The organism is Enterococcus mundtii, from assembly GCF_002813755.1.
In the GTDB taxonomy this organism is placed as follows: domain Bacteria; phylum Bacillota; class Bacilli; order Lactobacillales; family Enterococcaceae; genus Enterococcus_B; species Enterococcus_B mundtii.
On the sequence record NZ_CP018061.1, the window covers coordinates 526421 to 550000 of the forward strand.

The 23580-nt window shown below is 38.7% G+C and carries 22 protein-coding genes, 2 rRNA genes and 1 other RNA gene (1 of these 25 running past the window's edge); 20 read left to right on the forward strand and 5 right to left on the reverse strand.

Annotation, left to right across the window (positions count from 1 at the left end):
• Positions 1-7: 7 nt before the first annotated feature.
• From EM4838_RS02455 to EM4838_RS02470, 4 genes are all read left to right on the forward strand, one after another.
• On the forward strand, positions 8-1339 hold the full coding sequence (locus EM4838_RS02455) for a DRTGG domain-containing protein (RefSeq protein ID WP_071866612.1): 1332 nt from the start codon (positions 8-10) through the stop codon (positions 1337-1339).
• A 15-nt stretch (positions 1340-1354) separates the two neighbouring features.
• Entirely contained in the window at positions 1355-2305 is a 951-nt protein-coding gene (locus EM4838_RS02460) for a DHH family phosphoesterase (RefSeq protein WP_071866611.1), read from the forward strand.
• A 300-nt stretch (positions 2306-2605) separates the two neighbouring features.
• A complete protein-coding gene (locus tag EM4838_RS02465; protein ID WP_034688843.1) occupies positions 2606-2938 on the forward strand; it encodes a zinc ribbon domain-containing protein YjdM in 333 nt (110 codons plus the stop codon).
• Positions 2939-3015: 77 nt separating this feature from the next.
• Positions 3016-3720, forward strand: coding sequence for a zinc metallopeptidase (locus EM4838_RS02470; RefSeq protein WP_071866610.1), 705 nt, complete (start codon positions 3016-3018; stop codon positions 3718-3720).
• Positions 3721-3845: 125 nt separating this feature from the next.
• Here the strand turns inward: EM4838_RS02470 and EM4838_RS02475 are convergent, their stop codons facing one another.
• Positions 3846-5321 (reverse strand): helix-turn-helix domain-containing protein, encoded by a 1476-nt coding sequence (locus EM4838_RS02475; protein WP_071866609.1) that lies wholly within the window; start codon positions 5319-5321, stop codon positions 3846-3848.
• Positions 5322-5789: 468 nt separating this feature from the next.
• Between EM4838_RS02475 and EM4838_RS02480 the strand changes: the two genes are divergently transcribed.
• The 4 genes from EM4838_RS02480 to EM4838_RS02495 all read left to right on the forward strand — a co-directional run bounded on the left by EM4838_RS02480 (position 5790) and on the right by EM4838_RS02495 (position 8829).
• Positions 5790-6335 (forward strand): hypothetical protein, encoded by a 546-nt coding sequence (locus tag EM4838_RS02480; RefSeq protein WP_019723190.1) that lies wholly within the window; start codon positions 5790-5792, stop codon positions 6333-6335.
• 238 nt (positions 6336-6573) lie between these two features.
• Complete coding sequence (gene tnpA / locus EM4838_RS02485) at positions 6574-6978, forward strand: IS200/IS605 family transposase (RefSeq protein ID WP_019724606.1); 405 nt, start codon at positions 6574-6576, stop codon at positions 6976-6978.
• A 16-nt stretch (positions 6979-6994) separates the two neighbouring features.
• Positions 6995-8143 carry an IS200/IS605 family element RNA-guided endonuclease TnpB gene (tnpB, locus tag EM4838_RS02490; protein WP_077152109.1) on the forward strand — a complete coding sequence of 383 codons (1149 nt, stop codon included), beginning with the start codon at positions 6995-6997 and terminating at the stop codon, positions 8141-8143.
• Between the two features lie 350 nt (positions 8144-8493).
• Complete coding sequence (locus EM4838_RS02495; protein ID WP_019723191.1) at positions 8494-8829, forward strand: hypothetical protein; 336 nt, start codon at positions 8494-8496, stop codon at positions 8827-8829.
• A gap of 71 nt (positions 8830-8900) precedes the next feature.
• Here the strand turns inward: EM4838_RS02495 and EM4838_RS02500 are convergent, their stop codons facing one another.
• Positions 8901-9752 (reverse strand): helix-turn-helix domain-containing protein, encoded by an 852-nt coding sequence (locus EM4838_RS02500; RefSeq protein ID WP_071868060.1) that lies wholly within the window; start codon positions 9750-9752, stop codon positions 8901-8903.
• Between the two features lie 131 nt (positions 9753-9883).
• On the opposite strand from EM4838_RS02500, the gene tadA reads away from it, so the two are divergent.
• The 6 genes from tadA (at position 9884) to EM4838_RS02530 (ending at position 14184) form a co-directional block, all read left to right on the forward strand.
• Complete coding sequence (tadA, locus tag EM4838_RS02505; protein ID WP_071868059.1) at positions 9884-10378, forward strand: tRNA adenosine(34) deaminase TadA; 495 nt, start codon at positions 9884-9886, stop codon at positions 10376-10378.
• A 39-nt stretch (positions 10379-10417) separates the two neighbouring features.
• Positions 10418-10504, forward strand: an RNA gene (ffs, locus tag EM4838_RS02510) — signal recognition particle sRNA small type.
• A gap of 157 nt (positions 10505-10661) precedes the next feature.
• Positions 10662-12068, forward strand: coding sequence for a bifunctional metallophosphatase/5'-nucleotidase (locus EM4838_RS02515; protein ID WP_071868061.1), 1407 nt, complete (start codon positions 10662-10664; stop codon positions 12066-12068).
• Between the two features lie 11 nt (positions 12069-12079).
• The gene (locus tag EM4838_RS02520) at positions 12080-12763 is read left to right on the forward strand and encodes a YutD family protein (RefSeq protein ID WP_071868058.1); all 684 of its coding nucleotides are present in this window, start codon (positions 12080-12082) and stop codon (positions 12761-12763) included.
• A 4-nt stretch (positions 12764-12767) separates the two neighbouring features.
• Positions 12768-13532, forward strand: a complete 765-nt coding sequence (locus tag EM4838_RS02525) for a TIGR01457 family HAD-type hydrolase (RefSeq protein ID WP_071868057.1) — start codon at positions 12768-12770, stop codon at positions 13530-13532.
• Positions 13533-13536: 4 nt separating this feature from the next.
• Positions 13537-14184 carry a TIGR01906 family membrane protein gene (locus EM4838_RS02530; protein ID WP_071868056.1) on the forward strand — a complete coding sequence of 216 codons (648 nt, stop codon included), beginning with the start codon at positions 13537-13539 and terminating at the stop codon, positions 14182-14184.
• 106 nt (positions 14185-14290) lie between these two features.
• Here EM4838_RS02530 and EM4838_RS02535 read toward each other — a convergent pair whose 3' ends face one another.
• Together EM4838_RS02535 and EM4838_RS02540 are read right to left on the reverse strand one after the other, a co-directional pair.
• The gene (locus EM4838_RS02535; RefSeq protein ID WP_010736099.1) at positions 14291-14800 is read right to left on the reverse strand and encodes a phosphatidylglycerophosphatase A family protein; all 510 of its coding nucleotides are present in this window, start codon (positions 14798-14800) and stop codon (positions 14291-14293) included.
• A gap of 92 nt (positions 14801-14892) precedes the next feature.
• Complete coding sequence (locus EM4838_RS02540) at positions 14893-15891, reverse strand: NAD(P)/FAD-dependent oxidoreductase (RefSeq protein WP_071868055.1); 999 nt, start codon at positions 15889-15891, stop codon at positions 14893-14895.
• A gap of 189 nt (positions 15892-16080) precedes the next feature.
• On the opposite strand from EM4838_RS02540, the gene EM4838_RS02545 reads away from it, so the two are divergent.
• Positions 16081-17193 carry an SLC13 family permease gene (locus EM4838_RS02545; protein ID WP_071868054.1) on the forward strand — a complete coding sequence of 371 codons (1113 nt, stop codon included), beginning with the start codon at positions 16081-16083 and terminating at the stop codon, positions 17191-17193.
• A 50-nt stretch (positions 17194-17243) separates the two neighbouring features.
• Positions 17244-17828: a peptidylprolyl isomerase gene (locus tag EM4838_RS02550; protein WP_034690848.1), complete on the forward strand. Its 585-nt coding sequence runs from the start codon at positions 17244-17246 to the stop codon at positions 17826-17828.
• Between the two features lie 144 nt (positions 17829-17972).
• On the opposite strand, the gene EM4838_RS02555 is transcribed toward EM4838_RS02550, so the two are convergent.
• Positions 17973-19139 (reverse strand): MalY/PatB family protein, encoded by a 1167-nt coding sequence (locus EM4838_RS02555; protein ID WP_071868053.1) that lies wholly within the window; start codon positions 19137-19139, stop codon positions 17973-17975.
• Positions 19140-19229: 90 nt separating this feature from the next.
• Here EM4838_RS02555 and EM4838_RS02560 point away from each other — a divergent pair, with 90 nt between their 5' ends.
• From EM4838_RS02560 to EM4838_RS02575, 4 genes are all read left to right on the forward strand, one after another.
• Entirely contained in the window at positions 19230-19610 is a 381-nt protein-coding gene (locus tag EM4838_RS02560; protein ID WP_071868052.1) for a CvfD/Ygs/GSP13 family RNA-binding post-transcriptional regulator, read from the forward strand.
• 71 nt (positions 19611-19681) lie between these two features.
• Entirely contained in the window at positions 19682-20044 is a 363-nt protein-coding gene (locus EM4838_RS02565; RefSeq protein ID WP_019724011.1) for a hypothetical protein, read from the forward strand.
• Positions 20045-20903: 859 nt separating this feature from the next.
• Positions 20904-22464 (forward strand): 16S ribosomal RNA (locus tag EM4838_RS02570).
• Between the two features lie 230 nt (positions 22465-22694).
• A 23S ribosomal RNA gene (locus EM4838_RS02575) occupies positions 22695-23580 on the forward strand (it continues 2029 nt past the right edge of the window).
• Together the 16S and 23S rRNA genes form the textbook arrangement of a ribosomal RNA operon.

The following is a 23580-nucleotide window of genomic DNA, read 5'->3' on the forward strand; positions in this document are numbered from 1 at the left end:
GAAAGAGATGGCGACAAAACATGATTTGATTTTAGAATATATCGAAAGCCTACCAGTGGGGAATCGAATATCTGTCCGTAGTATTGCCAAAGAATTGAATGTCAGTGAAGGAACGGCCTATCGAGCAATTAAAGACGCTGAAAATGTAGGATTAGTGTCAACGATCCAACGAGTAGGAACGATTCGGATCGAACGTAAATTGAAGAAAAATATCGAACGATTGACATTTGGCGAAGTCGTGCGGATCATTGAAGGCGATGTTTTAGGCGGAGCAGTCGGTCTAGATAAAGTCTTGAATAAATTTGTCATAGGTGCGATGACCGAACACGCAATGGAACGCTATATCACTCCAGGTTCATTGATGATCGTTGGTAACCGTACAGAAGTGCAAAAATTAGCACTTGAGGATGGCGCAGCAGTGTTGATCACGGGTGGTTTTGATACGACGCCTGAGATTGCCAAATTAGCGGATGAATTAGCTATGCCGATTTTACGTACGACCTATGATACCTTTACCGTAGCGACGATGATCAACCGAGCGCTTAGTGACCAACTGATCAAAAAAGATATCATGCTCGTCGGTGATATTTATTTGACTGCCCAAAAAACACATTATTTGTTACAGTCGGATACGGTGGCTGATTATCAACGGATTTCAGAAGAAACCCAACATTCTCGTTTCCCAGTGGTGAATCATCACATGCGTTTGATGGGGATCATTACGGCGAAAGATGTCGTAGGTAAAGCACCGACACAAGTCATTGATCGGGTCATGACCAAAGATCCCATCAGTGTCAAGAAAACGATGAGCGTCGCTTCTGTCGGACATCAAATGATTTGGGATGGTTTAGAAGTCATGCCAGTCGTTTCCGATGATTTGACGTTAGAAGGATTGATCACACGGCAAGATGTCATGAAGGCGATGCAATTGGTGCAACGTCAACCGCAAATCGCTGATACGATTTCTGATCAGATTTCAGGGGCGATCCAAACGATCGATACAGATCGTGAAGGCAATCGATTGACGACGCCTAAGTTCAAATTTGAGGTTTCGCCACAAATGGTAACAGGTGTTGGAACGATTTCTTTTGGGGTGTTAAGTGAAATCATTTCAGATGTTGCTCAAAAAACAATGATCATGAATCAGCGCAGGAATATCTTGTTGGAGCAAATGAATCTACATTACCTTCGTCTGATCCAGATCGAAAGTGAGTTAGACATTCGTCCAAGAGTTTTAGAAATTGGTAGAAGATCCGCTAAACTTGATGTAGAAGTATTTATAGAAAACACGATCGTGGCTAAAGCCATTGTCGTCTGCCAAGTGATGGAACGTTCGTAGAGAGTAGGAAAGAAAATGACCATACAAGAAGAGATTTTGAATGAAATCAAAAAATATCAAAAAATCGTGATCCACCGACATCAAAGGCCTGATCCAGATGCTTTAGGTTCACAAGTGGGATTAGCCGAATTATTACGTAATAGTTTTCCAGAAAAAGAAATTCGTCAAGTTGGAAAAGACGTTGAGGGCTTACGTTATTTAACAGAAATGCAAGAAATCGACGATGCCTTTTATCAAGGGGCATTAGTCATCGTGACCGACACAGCGAATGCGCCACGTATTGATGATAAGCGCTATTCCTTAGGGGATCAAGTGATCAAAATCGATCATCATCCGAATGATGAACCATATGGTGATTTACTTTGGGTAGATACGAAAGCTAGCAGCTGTAGTGAAATGATCGCTGAGTTTGCTTTGCTGTTCCCTGATGAGCTGAAAATGAACAGCGACTCTGCTCGTTTATTGTATGCAGGAATCGTTGGTGATACTGGAAGGTTCTTATATCCTTCAACAACAGGACGCACATTAGAACTAGCAGCAGAGTTAAGAAAGTATTCTTTCGACGCAAGCAAATTGAATCGTGAAATCGAACAAATCACCATGAAAGTAGCGAAACTATCCGGTTGTGTCTATCAAACGATCGAAGTTGACGAAAAAGGTGCCGGAAAAGTGATATTGTCACAAGCATTGTTAGGCAAGTATGGCATCGTCGATTCAGAGACAGCAGCTGTCGTCTCTTTACCAGGTGTCATTGACGAAGTGTTAGCTTGGGCGATTTTTGTCGAGCAACCAGAGGGCTATTATCGTGTACGTTTACGTTCAAAAGGACCAGTCATCAACGAGATCGCCAAACGACATCATGGTGGCGGCCATCCTTTGGCAAGTGGCGCAAATGCAAAAGACCTGCAAGAAGTGGCAGAGATCTACATGGAAATACAAGAAGCTTGCACCAATTATACACGTTAAAAGTGTACTCCAAGTAGTAAATCGAAAATTTTAAGCAAACGTAACTTTCTCTTTTATCTATTCCCTTTGCACGAATAAATGGTCTAAGCAGAAGTGACCTCTTCGGAGATCAGGTTACTTCTGCCTTAACCTTTTACTCATCGAAGTTGCTTGTCTTTTTTATCAGGGATATGTGCAATCAAGGTCAGTGAGATTGAATCAGCGTAGGTAGTCTAGGAGCTCTGATAATAAGTTGCTCTTTTCAAACTGTTATTTTTCCGTTATAATATTGCTCAATAACGAACAAAAAGGAGAAACAACATGACAGTACCAAATTGCCCAGTATGTGGTTCAGAATATGCTTATGAAGATCGGGGATTATTGATTTGTCCTGAATGTGGAAACGAATGGACACCATCAGAAGAAACAGAAGCAGAAGGCCTAGTAGTACTTGATGCAAACGGCAATCGTTTAACAGATGGCGACAGTGTGACCGTTATCAAGGATTTAAAAGTAAAAGGAGCTTCCTCACCTATCAAACAAGGAACGAAGGTGAAGAATATCCGTTTAGTTGAAGGAGACCACAATATCGATTGTAAAATCGAAGGGTTTGGTCCGATGAAGCTGAAATCAGAATTTGTCAAAAAGAATTAAAATATTCAATCTCTTTTCACAATTATTCTACTCGAACAATGGTAAAATAAAAGCAATGAGGAAAGGGTGAAACGATTATGTATGGATATGGTTTTTATGGCTTTGATCCAACGTTTCTTTTAGTTATTGCTGGATTAGCTATTTCCGGAATCGCTTCTGCTTACGTCAATAGTACTTTTCGTAAATACGACAAAATCAGAAGCAAAAATAATGTGACTGGTACACAAGCCGCCCAGTTCATTTTACAAAGTCAGCAAATCAATAACGTTGGCGTCCAACAAATCGCTGGTGATTTGACGGACAATTATAATTCAGGGAACAAGATGTTGAGTTTATCGCAAGCTACTGCACAATCTACCTCAGTCGCTGCAATTGGGGTAGCTGCCCATGAATGCGGACACGCAGTGCAAGATGCTGTTGGTTATGCGCCGTTGAAAATCAGAGCTTCATTAGTGCCTGTCGCAAATTTTGGCTCGATGATTTCGTTTCCGTTGATCATGGTAGGTGTATTATTTAGTTGGAATACGACGTTGATCAATATTGGTATCTTCGCTTTTTCATTGGCACTATTGTTTCAACTTGTTACGCTACCAGTAGAATTCAACGCGTCAAGACGAGCGATCCAAATTTTAAGTGAAGGTGGCTTACTGACAGAAGAAGAGGTACCAATGGCGAAACATGTGCTATTTGCGGCGGCTTTGACCTATGTTGCTGCAGCGCTATCTACTTTCTTACAATTACTACGTTTGATTTTGCTTTTTGGCGGCAACCGTCGAGACTAGAACAAACCAATAGAAGTGAGGGACAGTCGATTGGACTGATCCACTCACTTTTTATTTTGGAAAAATTAGTATTAATTTAAAAGTTCAGACGGAGACACGCTTGCTTCTCCTATCTTTTCTTTAAATCAAATCATTTTATTGACATAGAGTTGTTGAATTTTTGTGACTAAATCTACCCACAAATCTTTTTCTTTACTAGGATCAAGGTAAAAAATTTTACTCGTTTGATGAAATTTATCAAACCAATCGGTGACGATCAAATCTGCTTGTTCTGGATTTTCTGTCAAGCGAATCATTTTTTCGTCAAATACTTGTCGTAATCGATTTTGGATATGATAATTCCCTGTCAGCGTTTTATTCATTTGTACATAGATCAATAATTTTTCATTTGTTTCCGACTGCAAGAGGTTATAGATCAAGCTACTCAAATAATAAATAATCAATGTTTTTTTTGGATGGTCATGAAAAACTTCAGAGATAATTTGTTGTATTTGTTGTATTTGTTCATTCGATTCATCAATCTCAAGTGCTGGTTTAGGAAAATGCAACGAGTAGAAAAAAGGAGTTGTATTTCCCAATATCAAAATAGAAATTAAAGAAAGCATAAGATAGTAATTGTAGAAAAACCTTTTTTCAGATGATGCAATCACTGGAAAGGTTTGAGCTAGCTCTTTTGTTAGTGAGGTGATTTTCATACATAGATGATTACGTTTATTCGTCAAAGTATAACCAATCAAACTCTTCTGCTGGCTTGAAATGAGATTAGGAAAAAAGCAATAAATCAAAAAATTAAAATGCAATAGTTCATCAATGGCGATTTCATGAGGTAAAAGATGAAACAAATGATGTTTAAAACTACCGGAGACATCTTGTACCTGTTGTAGCAATTCTAAAATAGCATAGACCTCACTAGATTCAGAGGTGATCAATGATGATTGTTGTGTACGAAGCGTAAAGATAGCAATCAGCAAATACAGGTTTTCTTGATATTTCAATGAATGCTTTGAAACGAGCAATTTTTTGGATAATCGCCGCTCTCTTTTTAGTTGGCTCAATTTGAATTTGTCAAAAGGCCATTCCAACCCTTGAAAAGCATCAGATAGAATAAAAAACAAATAGAGTCGGATAAATAATTCGTTTCCTTTGAACAAATAACAGCCCTGAGATGAAACAATCTCGATTTCAAAATCTTGAAGTGTTTCATTCAATTGGTGTGTTAATTTTTCTAAGTAAGAGTGGGATATGTATAATTGCTCCAATAAATATTTTTTCGGAACATACGCTTTGGGATAATTGACCATAAGCAATAAGTAGTTGAAACGATTGGATTCTCTTAAATAAAAAAGTTTGAGCTTGTGATAAATCATCATTTTTATTTCTTGGTATTCATCGGATATAGTTATTTCTCCTTTGTGTGTAGAGAAAATAAAAGTAGAAATGCTCAATTGCTGTTCAATCGTAGTATTCAACTTTCGAATCAATTCTTTGATTGTCCGTTTAGGTATAGTCAGTTCATCCGCAAGTTCTTTTAACGTACATTGACTTTTTTGAGCGATCGTATAGAGGACTAATAACTCTTTCTTTTTTGCATCGATTAACATGATGGACTCCTTTCTGACAATTAGTGTACTAGTGGTGACATAAAATGTGAGTGGAAAGTGTTTTCAATGTATGATATTCTCACATAGTAATAGAATTTGATTATATAACTTGTTATTTTAAGAAATGATAATCAGTTATCTATTCTATTGTTTATTTCTTTGCTTATTTTGTCAAGTTGGAATCATTTAAATAATCTTGGATAAGGGAATACAATGTTATTTAATTGAGGATATCGTTATTTTTTAAATCTTATTTTTGGCGAAGCATTAGATAAATCAAGCTTCTATTACAAAGAGACATATTTTAACCCCCGAAATATGTTATTATCGTTTTTTTTTATCAAAACTTGTTTCTTCATGGTTTACATAAGTTTTTCCTACTAGCGAATGCGCTGGATCGTCATGGGAAATTAAAAAAAGAATCATTGCCGGATATGAATAAGATAATCGGAAAGGATGGATGGTTTCGTGGGAAGAGTGACGAATTTTAGTAAAGAATATTTACTATTTAAGAGTATGGTATATGCTGAAGAAAATGGGTTATCGACAATCACAGCGAGAAGTTTAGCTTCTTTTTGTGGCTGTTCTACTTACCCGATCTATGCACATTTTAAATCAATCCGTATACTAAAAGAAAAAATTATCGAAGAGATCACGATATGTTTTGATCGATATTTAGCTGAATACGTTATTGACGATTTTTTCAGTGTCGTTCATTTATTGAAGGAGTTTTTCTCGATTCATGAGAGTATTAGAGGAGTAGTTATCAAATCCGAATTAGACATGGCCTCGTTGTTCAAACGAACGTTCTCAGAATTTGTCAGAGAACATACGGGAATCAAAGAAGCGTATTTATTAGAACTTCTTTGGCTGAACGCATTAGGAAGTTTAAATTCAGATAAATCATCAAAGGAATTTTTTGAGACAATGACATTGATTTGGAATAAGTTAGCAGAATTAGAAGATGATTTGCCTGAAATGCTAACAAATATCCAATACGTTCCGGTTAATTGACCTTACATTTCTTTGGATGGATGATTTACTTTAGTTGTTCGTATGAAGCATCTCCAAAAAGGAGGTGCTTTTTTTAACAGAATTAGGCAGAAGTCGCCCATCCTCTATAGGTGGGTGATGAATGCCGTTCGGTATGAGGGTTACCGTTGGTAACTCGAAGACCGACAACTAAGGCGTATTGCTTTTTTATTTTGTCTCATGTTAAAATCAGTCTATACAAGAAATGAGTTGATACAACATGGAATTAGACACAAATAACCATTCAGTATTTCTTCTTTATTATCACCTTGTTTTAGTAACGAAATATCGTAGACAAGTAATTGATAATGAAATATCTAACTACGCTAAAGCGACTTTTGAAAGAATCTCAGAATCGTATCATATCACTTTAGTTGAGTGGAATCATGATAAAGACCACGTTCATATTATGTTCAAAGCTCAACCAAAAACAGAATTGACAAAATTTATCAATGCCTATAAAAGTGCTAGTTCACGTTTGATAAAGCGCAATTATCCAAGAATCAAACAATTTCTTTGGAAAGAAATGTTCTGGTCAAAAAGTTTTTGTCTTTTGACAACTGGTGGAGCACCAATTGATGTGATTAAGAAATATATTCAAAATCAAGGAAACAATCATAAATAGAAAGCAGGCGAGCTTTATGGAGCGACTAAAAGCATATAAATTTAGAATCTATCCAACAGAAGAACAAGAAACCTTCTTTGCTAAGTCTTTTGGCTGTGTCCGTAAGGTCTACAATCTAATGCTTGATGACCGAATGAAAGCTTATAAAGAAACTAGGAAAAATTCCTCTAAAAAAATGAGTTTTCCAACGCCTGCAAAATATAAGCAAGATTTTCCGTTCTTGAAAGAAGTGGATAGTCTTGCTTTAGCAAATGCACAACTCAACCTAGATAAGGCGTATAAGAACTTCTTTCGCGATAAGTCCGCCGGATTTCCTCGTTTCAAAAGCAAGAAAAATCCAGTTCAAAGCTATACGACTAACAATCAAAATGGAACAATCGCTTTGATTGATAATCAATTTGTCAAACTTCCTAAGTTGAAGTCGTTAGTTAAAATTACGCTCCATAGACAACCTAAAGGTCTGATCAAATCCGCTACAATATCACGTCATTCTAGCGGTAAATATTATATTTCTTTATTGTGTAAAGAAGAAATAGCTGAGCTTCCTAAAACTAATTCCGCTATTGGAATTGACCTTGGTATAACTGATTTTGCAATCCTTTCTAATGGTCAAAAGATTGATAACAATAAATTCACGTCAAAAATGTCAAAAAAACTAAAACGTGAACAACGTAAGTTGTCAAGACGTGCATTATTAGCTAAACAAAAAGGTATCAATCTGTTTGAAGCTAGAAATTATCAAAAACAAAAACGTAAAATAGCACGACTACATGAAAAAGTAATGAATCAACGCAATGACTTTCTAAACAAGTTGAGCACAGAGATTATCAAAAATCACGATATGATCTGTATAGAAGACTTAAATACAAAAGGTATGTTGCGTAATCATAAACTAGCAAAAAGTATTTCGGATGTTTCATGGTCTAGTTTTGTGACTAGGTTACAATACAAAGCTGACTGGTACGGTCGAAAAATTATCGAAGTGGATAAGTGGTTCCCATCCAGTCAAATCTGTTCGAATTGTGGACACAAAGACGGCAAGAAATCTCTAGAAATTCGAGAATGGACTTGTCCTGTTTGTCATGTTCATCATGACCGAGATATCAATGCTAGTATCAATATTCTGACCGAAGGTCTAAGACTACATTCTATGGGATTAGCTTAGATCCAATCATCAAAAACCGTAGGAACTATGGGGATAGCTTGGTAAATAAGAGAAACCGCTGTGAGTAAAGAAATACGCTTGCAAGTATGCTCTATTCCCAAGAAGCTCCCACTTCAAGCGTTAAAAACCGGTAGGTTTAGCTAAGTGGTGAGTAGTTCACCGCATCAAACTAAGGTTGCTTGAAACCGAAAATGCCAAATGAGGCGTCGTACAAAAGCAAATAATAAAACAAGACAGTATGTGCTTTTTGTAATTTTTTTTGCTATTCATCGGGCAGGGCTCATAGCAATTAGTTCGCTTATCTATTTGACTGTGATATGATTGTAGTAGATAAAAAGGAGCTGATAATTATGAAAACATCAACAAAAGTAACGATTGGATTAAGTGTCGCAGCAGCAGCAAGTGTGGCAACAGCTGTAGTTGTTTCTGGCAAAGTGATCGAAAAAATCCATCATCTAAGTAACCGAACAAAAGTAAAAAAATTCGTGTATGACAAATTTGATGGGAATGAAAAGTTATTAGATGTCGTCGACCATTTATCAGATAGCGATTTAGATTCATTGATGGGCATGCTAGCAAAGATTAAATCTGGCAAAAAGAAAATTTCTGTCTACGGTGACTCTATCAAAGACTCGACAGAAGATGCGAAAGGTCGTCTGATGTCACTTGTTGAGAAAATGATCTAAAAACGATTCTCTTTGGATTGATCGAAAAAAGGAACAAGCAAGGCGATGTTTATTGCTGCTTGTTCCTTTTTTTATATGTGTAACAAAAGGAGGTAACAAAAGAGTAAGTCATCTGCTTTTTTTAAATTGAAGCCTGTTTGTTCGTCAAACTTTTCGATCCGATATTGGAGAGTGTTTCGATGCATGAAGAGTTGCTTAGCCGCTGAACTGATATTCCCAAAATTCTTCCACAGTTCGATAATGATGTCTTCCATTTTAAAACTACGGATTATTTCTTGATATTCATTTGTTAGCTGACTGGATGTAACTAATTCTTTTGTATAATAATATAAGGCAATTTCTTGTATGGAAGTCGTTTGGTCGGCTACTTGTATTTGTGTTCGTTTATTCAGGAAAATTTTTCGTTCTTCATTGAACATAGCGGTTAGATTTTGTCCAGCTGAATGGAATGAACCGACAAAGGCTTGTGTCGTCATATCAAAATCGACATCAAGAGATAAAAAGATACCTTTAAGATCTGCCGTATTCAAATAATTGGCATGCTTTCTTTCGATGATCAACGCATCTGTCTCTGTGTAAAGAAAAAAATCAAGAGCTTCGGGAAATAATCCAGAAATTGTTTCTCGCCATTCTTTTTGTAAGAAATCGGATCTCTTTTCAAAATGTAACTGAATGATTCGGCAGCTTTCTTCACATACATATCCCTTTTCCTCAAATAAATATTGATACCAAGGATGTCTGTCTAAGGTGTTTGTTTTCTGAAATAACGCTTTCAAAAGTTTCTCTTCTTGAACGGACAAGGAACTTTTATCGATCCACAAGAAGTAATCTTCTACGACTAGTGAAAGAATTCGATCATCAGAAGAAGGAGTATTCTTTTTTTGTGCATTTGGGTATAATCCTAGTAACTTTTCTGTGTTCATTTACTTCACCTCATTCACTAGTTTACCATAGGACACGGCGATAAGGAAAAACTCTTTGTACTTCACCAAAAAGCCAGTTATACTATGTTTGATAGAGAAGATAAGTAAATCTAAAAAAGGTAGGAGTACAAGTGGAAGAAACAGAACAACAGCGAACAAAAGAAGAATGGATGCGTGTGGCTATTGAAGAAGCCAAAAAAGCAGAAGCGTTAGCAGAAGTACCAATCGGTGCCATCGTGGTTCACCAAGGACAGATTATTGGGCGTGGACACAATTTGAGAGAAACAACACAAAATGCAACAACACATGCTGAGATGATTGCGATCCAAGAAGCATGTAAGGCAATCGGAAGTTGGCGTTTAGAGGAAACACAATTATATGTCACGTTAGAACCGTGCCCAATGTGTAGCGGTGCCATGATTCTTTCTCGCGTAAAAGAAGTTTACTTTGGTGCCTATGATCCAAAAGGAGGAACCGCAGGGACATTGATGAATTTACTTGAGGATGAACGTTTCAACCATCAAGCCGATGTGGAAGGCGGGATATTAGAAGAAGAATGTGGTGAACTTTTATCTGTGTTTTTTAGAAATTTGCGAGCAAAGAAAAAGAAATTAAAAAAGGACTAGCCAAGGATAATAAAATGCGGTATACTATTCCTTGCCGAAAGGCTAGGACAATGGTGGGCTTGTGAAGCGTGTCAGATCCGGAAGGAAGCAGCACTAAGCAGGTGCCGCCATGTGTCTGATTGATTAGATTTATTAAGCCTAAAGGGCTTTTTTTATTAGAGGCAAGTTTAAGGTATTTAGATTTTGTAAAAAAGTCTAAGTACCTTTTTTTTGTGCAAAAACTTTCCATGTGAACAAAGGGAAACCCTATGGTATGATGAAAAAAAGTGAGGTGGAACAAACAGTGGAAGAAATCGTTCTTTTACACACGAATGACTTACATTCTCATCTTGAAAACTGGCCACGGATCAGAAGATTCCTTGAGCAAAAAAAACGTGAAAATGAGAAAAAAAATAATACGACAACTCTCACGGTTGATCTTGGGGATTTTGTTGATCGTTGGCATCCTTTGTCAGAAGCAACGAATGGTCATGCCAATGTTGAACTAATGAATCAAATCGGCTATGATGCAGCAACTATAGGGAATAATGAAGGTGTAGGTAATTCCAAGAATGAGTTGAATCATTTATATGATCACGCGAATTTTGATGTGCTACTGAGCAACTTATTCGATAAAAATACTTTGCAACCACCAGTGTGGACAAAGCCATATAAAATCATCGAAACAAAGCAACGAACAAAAGTCGGTCTAATTGCTTTTACTGCGCCATTTCCTTTGACATATAATCCAAATGGTTGGGATATCCGCCAACCTTATGACCTTTTGCCCGAACTAGTGGAACAATTGCGTCCCCAGGTAGACGTCCTTATTTTAATGAGTCATCTAGGGATCCAAGATGATTTACAGATTGCAAAAGAAATCCCTGCAATCGATGTGATTTTAGGATCACATACCCATCATCTTTTTATTGATGGGAAAGTCGTAAATGAGGTACAATTAGCCGCTGCCGGAAAATTTGGGCAATATGTAGGGGAAGTACATCTTTCATTGGAAAATAAAAAAATCGTCGGACACTACGCCAAAGCGATTCCGACAGATACCATGACTGCATTCGTAGAGGATGAGAAAGAAATCGCCGGTTATCTTGAACAAGGACATCGTCTTTTAGCCCAAAAGAAAGTGGCAGATCTGCCATTTGACTTATCACTTGATTTATTTGATGAACATTCTTTTATCCAAATCGCTTTAGAAGCGGTAAAAGAAAGAGGGAACACAGAAGCATCATTTCTAAATAGTGGGCTTTTTTTGAATAGCGTACCTAAAGGGCTGGTGGATCAAGATCAACTCCATAGCGCATTACCTCATCCGATGCATTTGATCAACGTTACACTGAAAGGCTCGGATATGATTCGCTTAGTGTTGGAAATCGAAAAAAGTCGACTCTTCTTACGGAATTTTCCTATCAAAGGAATGGGATTTCGTGGTCAGATATTTGGTGAGATTTTCTATAATGGGATCACATATGATGCGGTCAACCGAGAAGTTCTGTGGCAAAAACAACCAATCGAAGAGAAAAAGAATTATACCGTTACTACGGTGGACCATCTGATGTTTGTTCCTTTTTTCCCAACCATCGAAATTGTCGGACAGGTCGATTTTTTATTTCCCGAATTTATTCGCACAGTAGTGGGAGACTACTTAAATGCTCACTACCCAACCAATGAAAAAGAAGGTATAATAGAAAAATAGGTGGTGAAAGCATGTCGACGAAACAAAATAAACAACACAACAGTGACAAAAAAGAGAGTCAAGAAACGGTCGATCGCTCACAAGAACAAACGGTGACCGAAGAAGTGACGGCAGTTTTAGAAGAAATAATCGAGGAAACGAAGCCAGAGAAAGTCAAGGGAGAAATCGTCACATTGACAGATGAAACGAATCTTTTGATTGGTGATAGACCTTATCGTATCGTAACGGATTACCGGGAAGGTTTCAATGCTGAGAAGCTTGGTGAGAGATATAGCGAAGTGCTTTCCAGATACGATTACATCGTAGGTGACTGGGGTTACGAACAGCTACGTTTGAAAGGCTTTTTTGATGCCACGAATCGACGTGCTCACCCAGATCAGCGAATTGATGCATTAGAAGATTATTTATACGAATATTGTAATTTTGGTTGCGCATATTTTGTCATTGAACGTATTGGTGGAAAAAAAGAAAAAAACACCCAACGACGCAAAAAGAAAAAAAATCCGAATCGCAACAATCAAGCGCATATTGATGAAAAAAAAGCGCCCGTTGAATCAGTACGCAAACAACCTGTGATCAAAAATCGTAAACCAGCAACTACTAAGGCAACACCAAAGGGAACTGAAAAATCGTCAGAACGCCCAACAAAATCAACTTCTAAAAAGAATTTTACTATTAGACAAAGGGAAGAATGATCCTATGAATTATAAAGGCTATTTGATCGATTTAGACGGAACGATCTATCGTGGAACGGAGCCGATACCGGCAGGAAAACGATTCGTCGAACAGTTACAGGAAAATGGGACGCCCTTTTTATTTGTAACCAACAATACGACAAAAACACCGGGAACAGTGGCACAACGTTTAGCCACTGAGTTTGATATCCATGTCTCACCAGAAACGATCTATACAGCATCTCTAGCGACAATTGATTTCATGAAATCAGACGCTAAAGGAAATAAAGTGTATGTGATCGGTGAAGCTGGCTTGACAGATTTGATCTTAGAGGCAGGGTTTGTATGGGAAGAAGAACACCCTGATTACGTCGTAGTAGGTCTAGACAATCACTTGACTTACGAAAAAGTGGTGACCGCAACCTTAGCAATCCAAAAAGGGGCAACGTTTATCGGTACGAATCCTGATAAAAATATCCCTACAGAAAGAGGATTATTACCTGGAGCTGGCTCGGTTGTTTCTTTTGTAGAGACAGCGACACAAACCACACCGGTCTATATTGGAAAGCCAGAAGCTATCATTATGGATAAAGCAGTGGAACTTTTAGGATTGAACAAAGAAGAAGTCATCATGGTAGGGGACAATTATGAAACTGACATCCAAGCAGGGATTCGTAATGGCATTGACACCTTGCTAGTATTGTCAGGTTTTACGAAAGAAGAAGACATCCCACAACTACCAACACCAGCAACCTTCGTCTTGCAATCGTTAGATGAATGGAGTTTCTAAAACAATGAAAAATAAACGATGGCAATGGGTGGAGTATGCGGGGATGGTTAGTTTGTTCCTGACGTTGCTCACTTTAGCAATTGCAATAACGATCAATTTTCGTCCACTTTATGTATTTGATATCGGACATCTAGGTATCTTGGATTACACCACCGTGGATCAACCAACATTACTCCAAAATTATGATCAATTGATGAGGTATCTGAATAATCCTTTTGAGCAAGTGTTGGCACTTCCTGACTTTCCAATGTCAGCGAGTGGCTTACATCATTTTTATGAAGTCAAGTTATTATTCATGCTTAATTATGGGGTGTTGCTACTAACATTGATCCCAAGCGGTTTGTTCCTTCGTCAATTGAAAAGAGACCAACGTTTGTGGCGGCTGATCCGTCCTTTTCAAATCGGCATGGTCTTGCCATTTGTTTTTGGCTTTTTCATGTTGATTGGCTTTGATCGTTTTTTTATTCTTTTTCACGAAACATTTTTCAATAATGATGACTGGCTGTTTGATCCTCAGACTGATCCAATCATCAATGTGTTACCTGAGCAATACTTCATGCATTGTTTCATTCTGTTTTTTGTGCTTATCGAATTATTTTTCGCTTTGATGGTTCTTGTTGGCAAAAGAGAATTGAAAAAGGGGAACAATTAAACAATCACTTTCGGGTAGCGCGTTGATTGCTTTTTCGGATATAGCAAAAAATCATCCATAAAAATCCTTTTGCGATTTTTATGGATGATTTTTTATTTTTATTTGATTATTGTGTCAAACGGCTCCGTTTTTCCGGTTCTTGGTGGGCTAAACGGCTTGCGGCAGAAGCGGCAATTGCTCCCACGATATCATCTAAAAATGTATGGACATTTTTGCCATCGTGACTATTTAACTTTTTCAAGATCCCAGGTTTTACTTTATCAATATAGCCATAATTGGTAAAGCCAATCGTTCCATAAACGTTGACGATCGACAAGGCTAAAATTTCATCTATTCCGTATAATCCTTCATCATCTTCAATGATATGCTGAAGAGGGCTCATCAATTGTTTTTGTTCTGCCAAGATATCTAATTGGATGCCAGTAATGATCGCGTTATGGACTTCACGCTTTGTCAAGACTGCGTTAATACTTTCCGCACAATCCTCCAAGCTTAAATCTGAGATATAGTCTTTTTGTAAAAACATGACTAATTCAGCGATATCCTCGATTGTTACCCCACGTTCTTTTAGGAGATCTCGCGCTTTTTCTTCTAAGGTTTCTGTTTTTATGACCATTTTTGATTCCTCCGTCTCTTCTTTCTATCTATAATGGTAACGTAGTACGTACAAAAAGCAAGAATCATTTCTTCTATAAAAAAGCAGCTGAGTTATTTTGGTCCAAATGTTTTATCATAAAGACTTGTACTATGACCAGGCTGCGTACGTTCTTTTGGATTGATGAAATGTAACGCGTTATTGACAGCAGTCGGTGCCTCTCCGAATCCCGTGGCAATCAATTTCACTTTTCCTTCATAGCTACAAATGTCGCCAGCAGCATAAACACCAGGAATTGAAGTTGACATATCAGAGTGGACGGTGATCGCATTTCTGGAACTTTCAAGTCCCCAAGAAGACAAATGCTCTAAGTTAGAAGTGAACCCATAATTGACGATCAATGAATCAACCATGAGATCAATCGTTTCATCCGTCTTAGCTTTTTTTAGACGAATGTCTGACAACTCTCCATTTGAACCAGATAAACGCTCAATCAAATAAGGCGTTAATACATTTACAGAGGATTGATTCAACTGATTTACGCTATGTTCATGAGCCCTAAATGCGTCTCGACGATGAATCAAATAAACTTCGCTCGCAATAGGTTCAAGCATCAGTGCCCAGTCGATTGCTGAATCCCCACCGCCAGCAATGGCAACTTTCTTTCCTGCATATTTCATCAAGTCGTTCACGAAATAATCTAACCCGTGGTTTTCGTATAGGTCAGCATGTTCTAAATTCAGCTTTCTTGGTTGGAAAGAACCACTTCCTAGCGTCAGAATCACAGCTTTTGAATAATGGATACCTTTCGTAGTAGTGATCTCGATGATCTCGTCTTCTCTGGAAAGTGAGAGAACTTCTTCATTTAAATGAAATGTATGATTAAAAGTGGTCAATTGTTTCTTTAAATTATTAACAAGATCAACCGCTTTGATTGCTGGATAACCAGGAATGTCATAAATATATTTTTCAGGGTATAAGGTAGTTAACTGTCCGCCAAGTTGAGGCAAACTATCAATAATATTGGTTTTCGCTTGGCGCATACCAGCATAAAAAGCTGCAAACATGCCAACCGGCCCTGCGCCAATAATTGTAATATCGTAAATTTCCATTTGAAATTCCTCCCTTGGTGACACTATAACAGAATTTAATTGAGAATTCTTCTCAAATAGTTTAATGATGGAACGAGCAGTTACTAAAATATAAGGAGTGATCTAACATATAGTTTATTTACTTTCAATATTAACTAAAAAGAGTTATTTTACTAGTACGAAGTGTTTGAATCTAAGAGGTAGAATTTTATGATTAAAAGAATAACAAGCAATGCAAAAGAAGACGGAGTATTGACGCTGTCTTTTCTATTAGCAATAGGTACCATGTTCATCATCCCGCCAAACTTCAATTATTTTTCTTATATCGATTTTCACACATTGATTCTTCTTTTTTGTTTGATGCTGATTGTAGAAGGGATACGGCAACAACAGTTTTTCGATTATCTAGGCAATTATTTGATCACCCAGACAAAAAATACGAGAGGGATCATTTTGATTTTAGTGTTTCTCACGTTTATCAGTAGTATGCTGATTACGAATGATGTGGCACTGATCATCTTTGTACCATTTGGTCTATTGATAGTAGAAAGGATCGGCATGCGAACATTGATTCCTCTCGTCATAACTTTGATGACGATTGCGGGTAATCTAGGAAGTATGTTCACTCCGATCGGTAATCCACAAAATCTTTATTTATTCGCACAGTCACAATTAAAACTGCTCGAATTTTTACAGTTGATGCTTCCATATACACTAGCTGCTGCCATATTATTGGTGATGTTGATCTATGGAAGAATCAAAAATAATACCATCGATCTGGCGAATACAGAAGAGATAATGTTAAAGCGAACACAACTCATTTTTTATTTTGGTCTATTTTTAACATGCCTTCTAGCTGTAAGTGGTATCATCCCTCATTATGTCGTATTGGTCTTAGTGAGTGTCAGTATCCTAGGCAATAATCGTCGCCTCTTTAAACAAATCGATTACTCCTTATTATTTACGTTTGTTTTTCTTTTTATATTTATCGGGAATATCAAACAAGTAGATGTTGTCCAAGCCTTTTTTGAAAAAAGTGTGGCGCATCATGAAGTTAGTGCAAGCATTTTTGCAAGTCAATTGATTAGTAATGTTCCTGCGGCGCTCCTATTATCAAGTTATACAGAAAATATCAAGGGTTTGATCATTGGGACGAACTTGGGAGGATTAGGGACATTGATTGCTTCAATGGCAAGTTTGATCTCTTACAAATTAGTCATCAAGCAATATCCGGAATGGAGAAAAAAGTATTTATTCGTCTTTGCATTCTACAACATCGTTTTTTTGATTTTCTTGTGGCTCATCTTTACCGTATATCAATAGAATATGTTATGATTACACAAGAAGACAGAATTTTTTAGGAGGAAGAAAAAATGGCATTTCCACAACTTGATCTTATGAATGAAAAGGGGCCTAAAGCTCTTATAAAAACGAACCGCGGAGATATTACAGTAAAACTATTTCCTGAGTTAGCACCTAAAACAGTCCAAAACTTTGTTGAATTAGCAAAAAAAGGGTACTATGATGGTGTGATTTTTCATCGTGTGATCCCTGATTTCATGATTCAAGGAGGCGACCCAACCGGTACAGGCATGGGAGGCGAAAGCATTTACGGAGAAAGTTTTGAAGATGAGTTCAGCCGCGAATTGTTCAATCTACGTGGCGCACTATCAATGGCTAACTCTGGTCCAAATACAAATGGCAGCCAGTTCTTTATCGTCAACAACACAAATGTGCCAGAAAACATGCTTAGTCAGTTAGAAGGAGCAGGATTCCCTAACGAAATCATTGAAGCGTATAAAAATGGTGGAACACCATGGCTTGATTTCCGTCATACAGTGTTTGGCCATGTACTTGAAGGAATGGATACAGTCGATGATATCGCAAATGCGCAACGTGGACCACAAGATCGTCCAGTACATGATGTAGTGATCGAAACGATTGAGATTTCTGAATAAAGTAAAATTTTAAACATACTAAGCTCTTAAAAAGCACCGAACAGCAAAAGCAGAAAATACTTTTGCTGTTCGGTGCTTTTTTGGTTTGGATGGTAACAAAGTAGGAAAGACTAACATTTTTTGTCCAATGACTTCTTTCATTTTCTAACTGAAAGCACGTTGGATACGTAAAAGCCCTTCTTTTAATACTGATCTTGGACAAGCGACATTCAAACGCATATGGCAATGACCGCTTGGTCCAAAACTGATCCCAGGATTCAAGACGACTCTGCCTTTTTCAATCAGCTTCTTTTCAAGTAGCCGGTCATCGTCCGTATAGGCAGAAAAATCAAGCCATATAAGGTACGTTCCTTCTGGTTTCATCACTTTGACATCAGGGAGATGCTTAGTAAAGAAGGTAATGACTTCTAGGACATTTTCTTCCAGATAAACTAATAACTCATTTAACCATTCCTCACCAGTTTCGTAAGCCGCTTGAGTGCCTAGCAGTCCGAAAGTATTGATTCCTTGATGTTGATTTTTTTCTAATTGTTTCGTAAAGCGACTTTTTAAATCATGATCTTTAATGAAGACCATTGAATTTTTTATTGCAGCTAGATTAAATGTCTTAGTTGCTGAAGTGAATGTGATCAATAATCGAGAAAGAGCAGGATCAATTGTTTGCATCGAGGTGAAGTCATGTCCGGAAAAGACGATATCTTGATGGATCTCATCACTAAATAAGAAGACGTCGTATGTTAAGCAGAGTTCACTTAACTGTTTGAGCTCTTCTTTGGTCCAAACACGACCACCTGGATTATGCGGATTACATAGAATCATTGCTTTTATCTTGTTTGAGACGATTTTTTCTTCCATATCTTGAAGGTCCATTTCAAAATGATCGGCTGTTTTATTTAAAGGACTGCGAATCAATTGACGCTCATTACTTTCAACAATTGCACCAAATGGCGGATAAACTGGATCATGAATCAACACTGCATCACCTGGAGCTGTAAATGCTTGAATCGCCAATGAGAGACTAGCTAAGACCCCACTAGTGAAAAGGATGTGGTCTTTAGTTAGGGTCACATGATGGCGCCTTTCTTCCCAGTCGATCACTGATCGGTAGAGACTGTCCGGTACGGTTGAATAACCAAAAATGCCTTTTTGCAGATAGTTTTGAAAAGCTGTTGTTACTCCATGAGGTGCAGGAAAATCCATATCCGCTACCCATAAAGGTAAAAGATCATTCCTACGATAAGTTTGTGAGATGGCATCCCATTTTACGCTATCTGTGTTTAGTCTTGAAACTATTTCATCAAATTGTTCCATCTATAAGACCTCCATATCTACATGCAAGAACAGAACTTCTTTTTTTTTAATATTTACAGTATAATGATAAATGCGAAGAGAGGGAAGTATATGACTTATAAAATAGGCGAAATAATCAAAGGGAAAATTACTGGAATACAACCATATGGAGCGTTCGTTTCATTAGATGAAGAGACACAAGGGTTGATCCACGTATCAGAAGTGCAATCTGGTTATACGAAAAGTATTCATACATTATTGAAGGTGGGGCAACCGGTGACTGTACAAATCATTGATATTGATGAGTATTCGAATAAAATCAGTCTGTCGTTACGTACCTTAGAAAAGAAAGTACCATCGATCCCATACCGAAGAAAACGATACTTCACTAATAAAAATAAAAAAATCGGGTTTGCAACGATTGAAAAACAGTTACCTATATGGATCAAGGAAGCATTGATCCAATTAGATAAAAAAGAATCAAGGAAATAAAAGTGTATTTTTTCTGAAAATATGCTAAAATTCTCTTGTAAGCCATAAACAAGTTGATCGAGGTGGAAATTTTGGCAAACAAAAGAGTCGCTGGTACAATTATGTTGCATTTGGAGGATGGATCTAAAAAATTTTTAGTTCATTCAAGAGAGAATAAATTAGAGTTCGCATGCGCAGACCACTCAAATGATAAGACTGGTTTAGCAAACATACTTAGTTTCTTAAAAGAAATCGTTCATATTGATGTGAGTAAAATCAACTTGATGGAGTTGACGAACACCCATATCAATCAAGAAAATGTTCCACTTTTTGTTTTTGAAACGGAACAAAAAAATCAACAAGAACAGTTAGGCGAAGGTTATCATTGGGAAGATCCAGGACAAATGCGTACGGTACTAGGGATTTATGAAGTAGATGGTGTACCAATTTTTTAAATTGATTCAAGTACCTCTACCAAAGAGAAATGGATGCCGTTCGTAGGTGTATCGTTGACTGCTTGAGAATCGACGAATAAAATAGGAGATCATTTTTGGAGCCAAGCAAAACTTTCAGAGAAGTTTGAATATCTTTCAAACTTCTTTTTTTGTCTATTTGAAAGGAAAGTAGAAGAGAATGTTCAGGATTCAATTGAATTTTCACTTATTTTATAAAATAAACAATTAAATGCATGGATAATCCGAATGATCGTAAAATAATTGGAAACCTTGTCTTTTTTCTACTTAAAAATAAGTATTGACGCTAGGTGGTTAGCATGGTAAATTAGACAACGTTGATTCGAAAATAAGTTCTTTTGAAAATATTCAGAAAAACATCGAAAAAACTATTGACCACTAGATAAAACCATGTTAATATAACGGAGTTGAATTATTTCCTCGCCTTATTAAATGCTTATACGTAAGAATTTAAAGCGAAATAAAGTGTTGACAAATAACAAACAACGAGTTATGATAAGTGAGTTGCTAAAACGACCTCGTGAAAAACGAGTTCGAAAAACTTTTAAAAAATAGTTGACAATCATTCGAGAGTTTGCTAAGATATAAAAGTTGCTACGGCAATCACAAACGATAAGTTGAGACAGTTGTGTTTCATTTATCACGTAGACCTTTGAAAACTGAACAAAGTAAGACAAACCAAATGTGTAGGGCGTCTTGATTCAATTCAAGACAACAAACATTTTTAACAAGCAAGCAATATGCTAGCAAACAATTGAGCTTAACAAATGAACTATTATGATGTTCGAAAGTAAATTTCGAACTACAGTTCCACATCAGCTTTCGCTGTGAGGAACTAGCATATTATGAGAGTTTGATCCTGGCTCAGGACGAACGCTGGCGGCGTGCCTAATACATGCAAGTCGAACGCCTCTTTTCCCACCGGAGCTTGCTCCACCGGGAAAAGAGGAGTGGCGAACGGGTGAGTAACACGTGGGTAACCTGCCCATCAGAAGGGGATAACACTTGGAAACAGGTGCTAATACCGTATAACAATCGAAACCGCATGGTTTCGTTTTGAAAGGCGCTTTACGGTGCCGCTGATGGATGGACCCGCGGTGCATTAGCTAGTTGGTGAGGTAACGGCTCACCAAGGCCACGATGCATAGCCGACCTGAGAGGGTGATCGGCCACATTGGGACTGAGACACGGCCCAAACTCCTACGGGAGGCAGCAGTAGGGAATCTTCGGCAATGGACGAAAGTCTGACCGAGCAACGCCGCGTGAGTGAAGAAGGTTTTCGGATCGTAAAACTCTGTTGTTAGAGAAGAACAAGGGTGAGAGTAACTGTTCACCCCTTGACGGTATCTAACCAGAAAGCCACGGCTAACTACGTGCCAGCAGCCGCGGTAATACGTAGGTGGCAAGCGTTGTCCGGATTTATTGGGCGTAAAGCGAGCGCAGGCGGTTTCTTAAGTCTGATGTGAAAGCCCCCGGCTCAACCGGGGAGGGTCATTGGAAACTGGGAGACTTGAGTGCAGAAGAGGAGAGTGGAATTCCATGTGTAGCGGTGAAATGCGTAGATATATGGAGGAACACCAGTGGCGAAGGCGGCTCTCTGGTCTGTAACTGACGCTGAGGCTCGAAAGCGTGGGGAGCAAACAGGATTAGATACCCTGGTAGTCCACGCCGTAAACGATGAGTGCTAAGTGTTGGAGGGTTTCCGCCCTTCAGTGCTGCAGCTAACGCATTAAGCACTCCGCCTGGGGAGTACGACCGCAAGGTTGAAACTCAAAGGAATTGACGGGGGCCCGCACAAGCGGTGGAGCATGTGGTTTAATTCGAAGCAACGCGAAGAACCTTACCAGGTCTTGACATCCTTTGACCACTCTAGAGATAGAGCTTCCCCTTCGGGGGCAAAGTGACAGGTGGTGCATGGTTGTCGTCAGCTCGTGTCGTGAGATGTTGGGTTAAGTCCCGCAACGAGCGCAACCCTTATTGTTAGTTGCCATCATTTAGTTGGGCACTCTAGCAAGACTGCCGGTGACAAACCGGAGGAAGGTGGGGATGACGTCAAATCATCATGCCCCTTATGACCTGGGCTACACACGTGCTACAATGGGAAGTACAACGAGTCGCGAAGTCGCGAGGCTAAGCTAATCTCTTAAAGCTTCTCTCAGTTCGGATTGTAGGCTGCAACTCGCCTACATGAAGCCGGAATCGCTAGTAATCGCGGATCAGCACGCCGCGGTGAATACGTTCCCGGGCCTTGTACACACCGCCCGTCACACCACGAGAGTTTGTAACACCCGAAGTCGGTGAGGTAACCTTTTTGGAGCCAGCCGCCTAAGGTGGGATAGATGATTGGGGTGAAGTCGTAACAAGGTAGCCGTATCGGAAGGTGCGGCTGGATCACCTCCTTTCTAAGGAATATTACGGAGACTACACACGTTTGTCGATACTTTGTTCAGTTTTGAGAGGTCTACTCTCAAAATTTTGTTCATTGAAAACTGGATATTGAAGTAAAAATGTAAGTAATACAAACCGAGAACACCGCGTTGAATGAGTTTTTTAATAAGTTCAATTGCTTATTTTTCTTGATTGGACTTCTATCGCTAGAAGAAAGATCAAAACCCAACCGTAAGGTTGATAAGGTTAAGTGAATAAGGGCGCACGGTGGATGCCTTGGCACTAGGAGCCGATGAAGGACGGGACTAACACCGATATGCTTTGGGGAGCTGTACGTAAGCTATGATCCAGAGATTTCCGAATGGGGGAACCCAGCATCTTTTATAGGATGTTACGTATACGTGAATACATAGCGTATACGAGGTAGACGCAGAGAACTGAAACATCTAAGTACCTGCAGGAAGAGAAAGAAAATTCGATTCCCTGAGTAGCGGCGAGCGAAACGGGAAAAGCCCAAACCAATGAGCTTGCTCATTGGGGTTGTAGGACTCCGATATGGTAGTTCTTTCAGATAGTCGAATGACTTGGAAAAGTCAGTCAAAGAGGGTGAAAGCCCCGTAGATGAAATTTGGAAGGCACCTAGGAGGATCCTGAGTACGGCGGAACACGAGGAATTCCGTCGGAATCCGGGAGGACCATCTCCCAAGGCTAAATACTCCCTAGTGACCGATAGTGAACCAGTACCGTGAGGGAAAGGTGAAAAGCACCCCGGAAGGGGAGTGAAATAGAACCTGAAACCGTGTGCCTACAACAAGTCAAAGCCCGTTAATGGGTGATGGCGTGCCTTTTGTAGAATGAACCGGCGAGTTACGATTGCATGCGAGGTTAAGTTGAAGAGACGGAGCCGTAGCGAAAGCGAGTCTGAATAGGGCGTTTGAGTATGTAGTCGTAGACCCGAAACCATGTGATCTACCCATGTCCAGGTTGAAGGTGCGGTAAAACGCACTGGAGGACCGAACCCACGTACGTTGAAAAGTGCGGGGATGAGGTGTGGGTAGCGGAGAAATTCCAAACGAACTTGGAGATAGCTGGTTCTCTCCGAAATAGCTTTAGGGCTAGCCTCGGAATTG

What these genes read in the sequence shown, in the direction of transcription:
- EM4838_RS02455 (WP_071866612.1), top strand. Translation starts at nt 8, where the DNA reads ATGGCGACAAAACATGATTTGATTTTAGAATATATCGAAAGCCTACCA.
- EM4838_RS02460 (WP_071866611.1), top strand. Translation starts at nt 1,355, where the DNA reads ATGACCATACAAGAAGAGATTTTGAATGAAATCAAAAAATATCAAAAA.
- EM4838_RS02465 (WP_034688843.1), top strand. Translation starts at nt 2,606, where the DNA reads ATGACAGTACCAAATTGCCCAGTATGTGGTTCAGAATATGCTTATGAA.
- EM4838_RS02470 (WP_071866610.1), top strand. Translation starts at nt 3,016, where the DNA reads ATGTATGGATATGGTTTTTATGGCTTTGATCCAACGTTTCTTTTAGTT.
- EM4838_RS02475 (WP_071866609.1), bottom strand. Translation starts at nt 5,321, where the DNA reads ATGTTAATCGATGCAAAAAAGAAAGAGTTATTAGTCCTCTATACGATC.
- tnpA (WP_019724606.1), top strand. Translation starts at nt 6,574, where the DNA reads ATGGAATTAGACACAAATAACCATTCAGTATTTCTTCTTTATTATCAC.
- tnpB (WP_077152109.1), top strand. Translation starts at nt 6,995, where the DNA reads ATGGAGCGACTAAAAGCATATAAATTTAGAATCTATCCAACAGAAGAA.
- EM4838_RS02495 (WP_019723191.1), top strand. Translation starts at nt 8,494, where the DNA reads ATGAAAACATCAACAAAAGTAACGATTGGATTAAGTGTCGCAGCAGCA.
- EM4838_RS02500 (WP_071868060.1), bottom strand. Translation starts at nt 9,752, where the DNA reads ATGAACACAGAAAAGTTACTAGGATTATACCCAAATGCACAAAAAAAG.
- EM4838_RS02520 (WP_071868058.1), top strand. Translation starts at nt 12,080, where the DNA reads ATGTCGACGAAACAAAATAAACAACACAACAGTGACAAAAAAGAGAGT.
- EM4838_RS02525 (WP_071868057.1), top strand. Translation starts at nt 12,768, where the DNA reads ATGAATTATAAAGGCTATTTGATCGATTTAGACGGAACGATCTATCGT.
- EM4838_RS02530 (WP_071868056.1), top strand. Translation starts at nt 13,537, where the DNA reads ATGAAAAATAAACGATGGCAATGGGTGGAGTATGCGGGGATGGTTAGT.
- EM4838_RS02535 (WP_010736099.1), bottom strand. Translation starts at nt 14,800, where the DNA reads ATGGTCATAAAAACAGAAACCTTAGAAGAAAAAGCGCGAGATCTCCTA.
- EM4838_RS02540 (WP_071868055.1), bottom strand. Translation starts at nt 15,891, where the DNA reads ATGGAAATTTACGATATTACAATTATTGGCGCAGGGCCGGTTGGCATG.
- EM4838_RS02545 (WP_071868054.1), top strand. Translation starts at nt 16,081, where the DNA reads ATGATTAAAAGAATAACAAGCAATGCAAAAGAAGACGGAGTATTGACG.
- EM4838_RS02550 (WP_034690848.1), top strand. Translation starts at nt 17,244, where the DNA reads ATGGCATTTCCACAACTTGATCTTATGAATGAAAAGGGGCCTAAAGCT.
- EM4838_RS02555 (WP_071868053.1), bottom strand. Translation starts at nt 19,139, where the DNA reads ATGGAACAATTTGATGAAATAGTTTCAAGACTAAACACAGATAGCGTA.
- EM4838_RS02560 (WP_071868052.1), top strand. Translation starts at nt 19,230, where the DNA reads ATGACTTATAAAATAGGCGAAATAATCAAAGGGAAAATTACTGGAATA.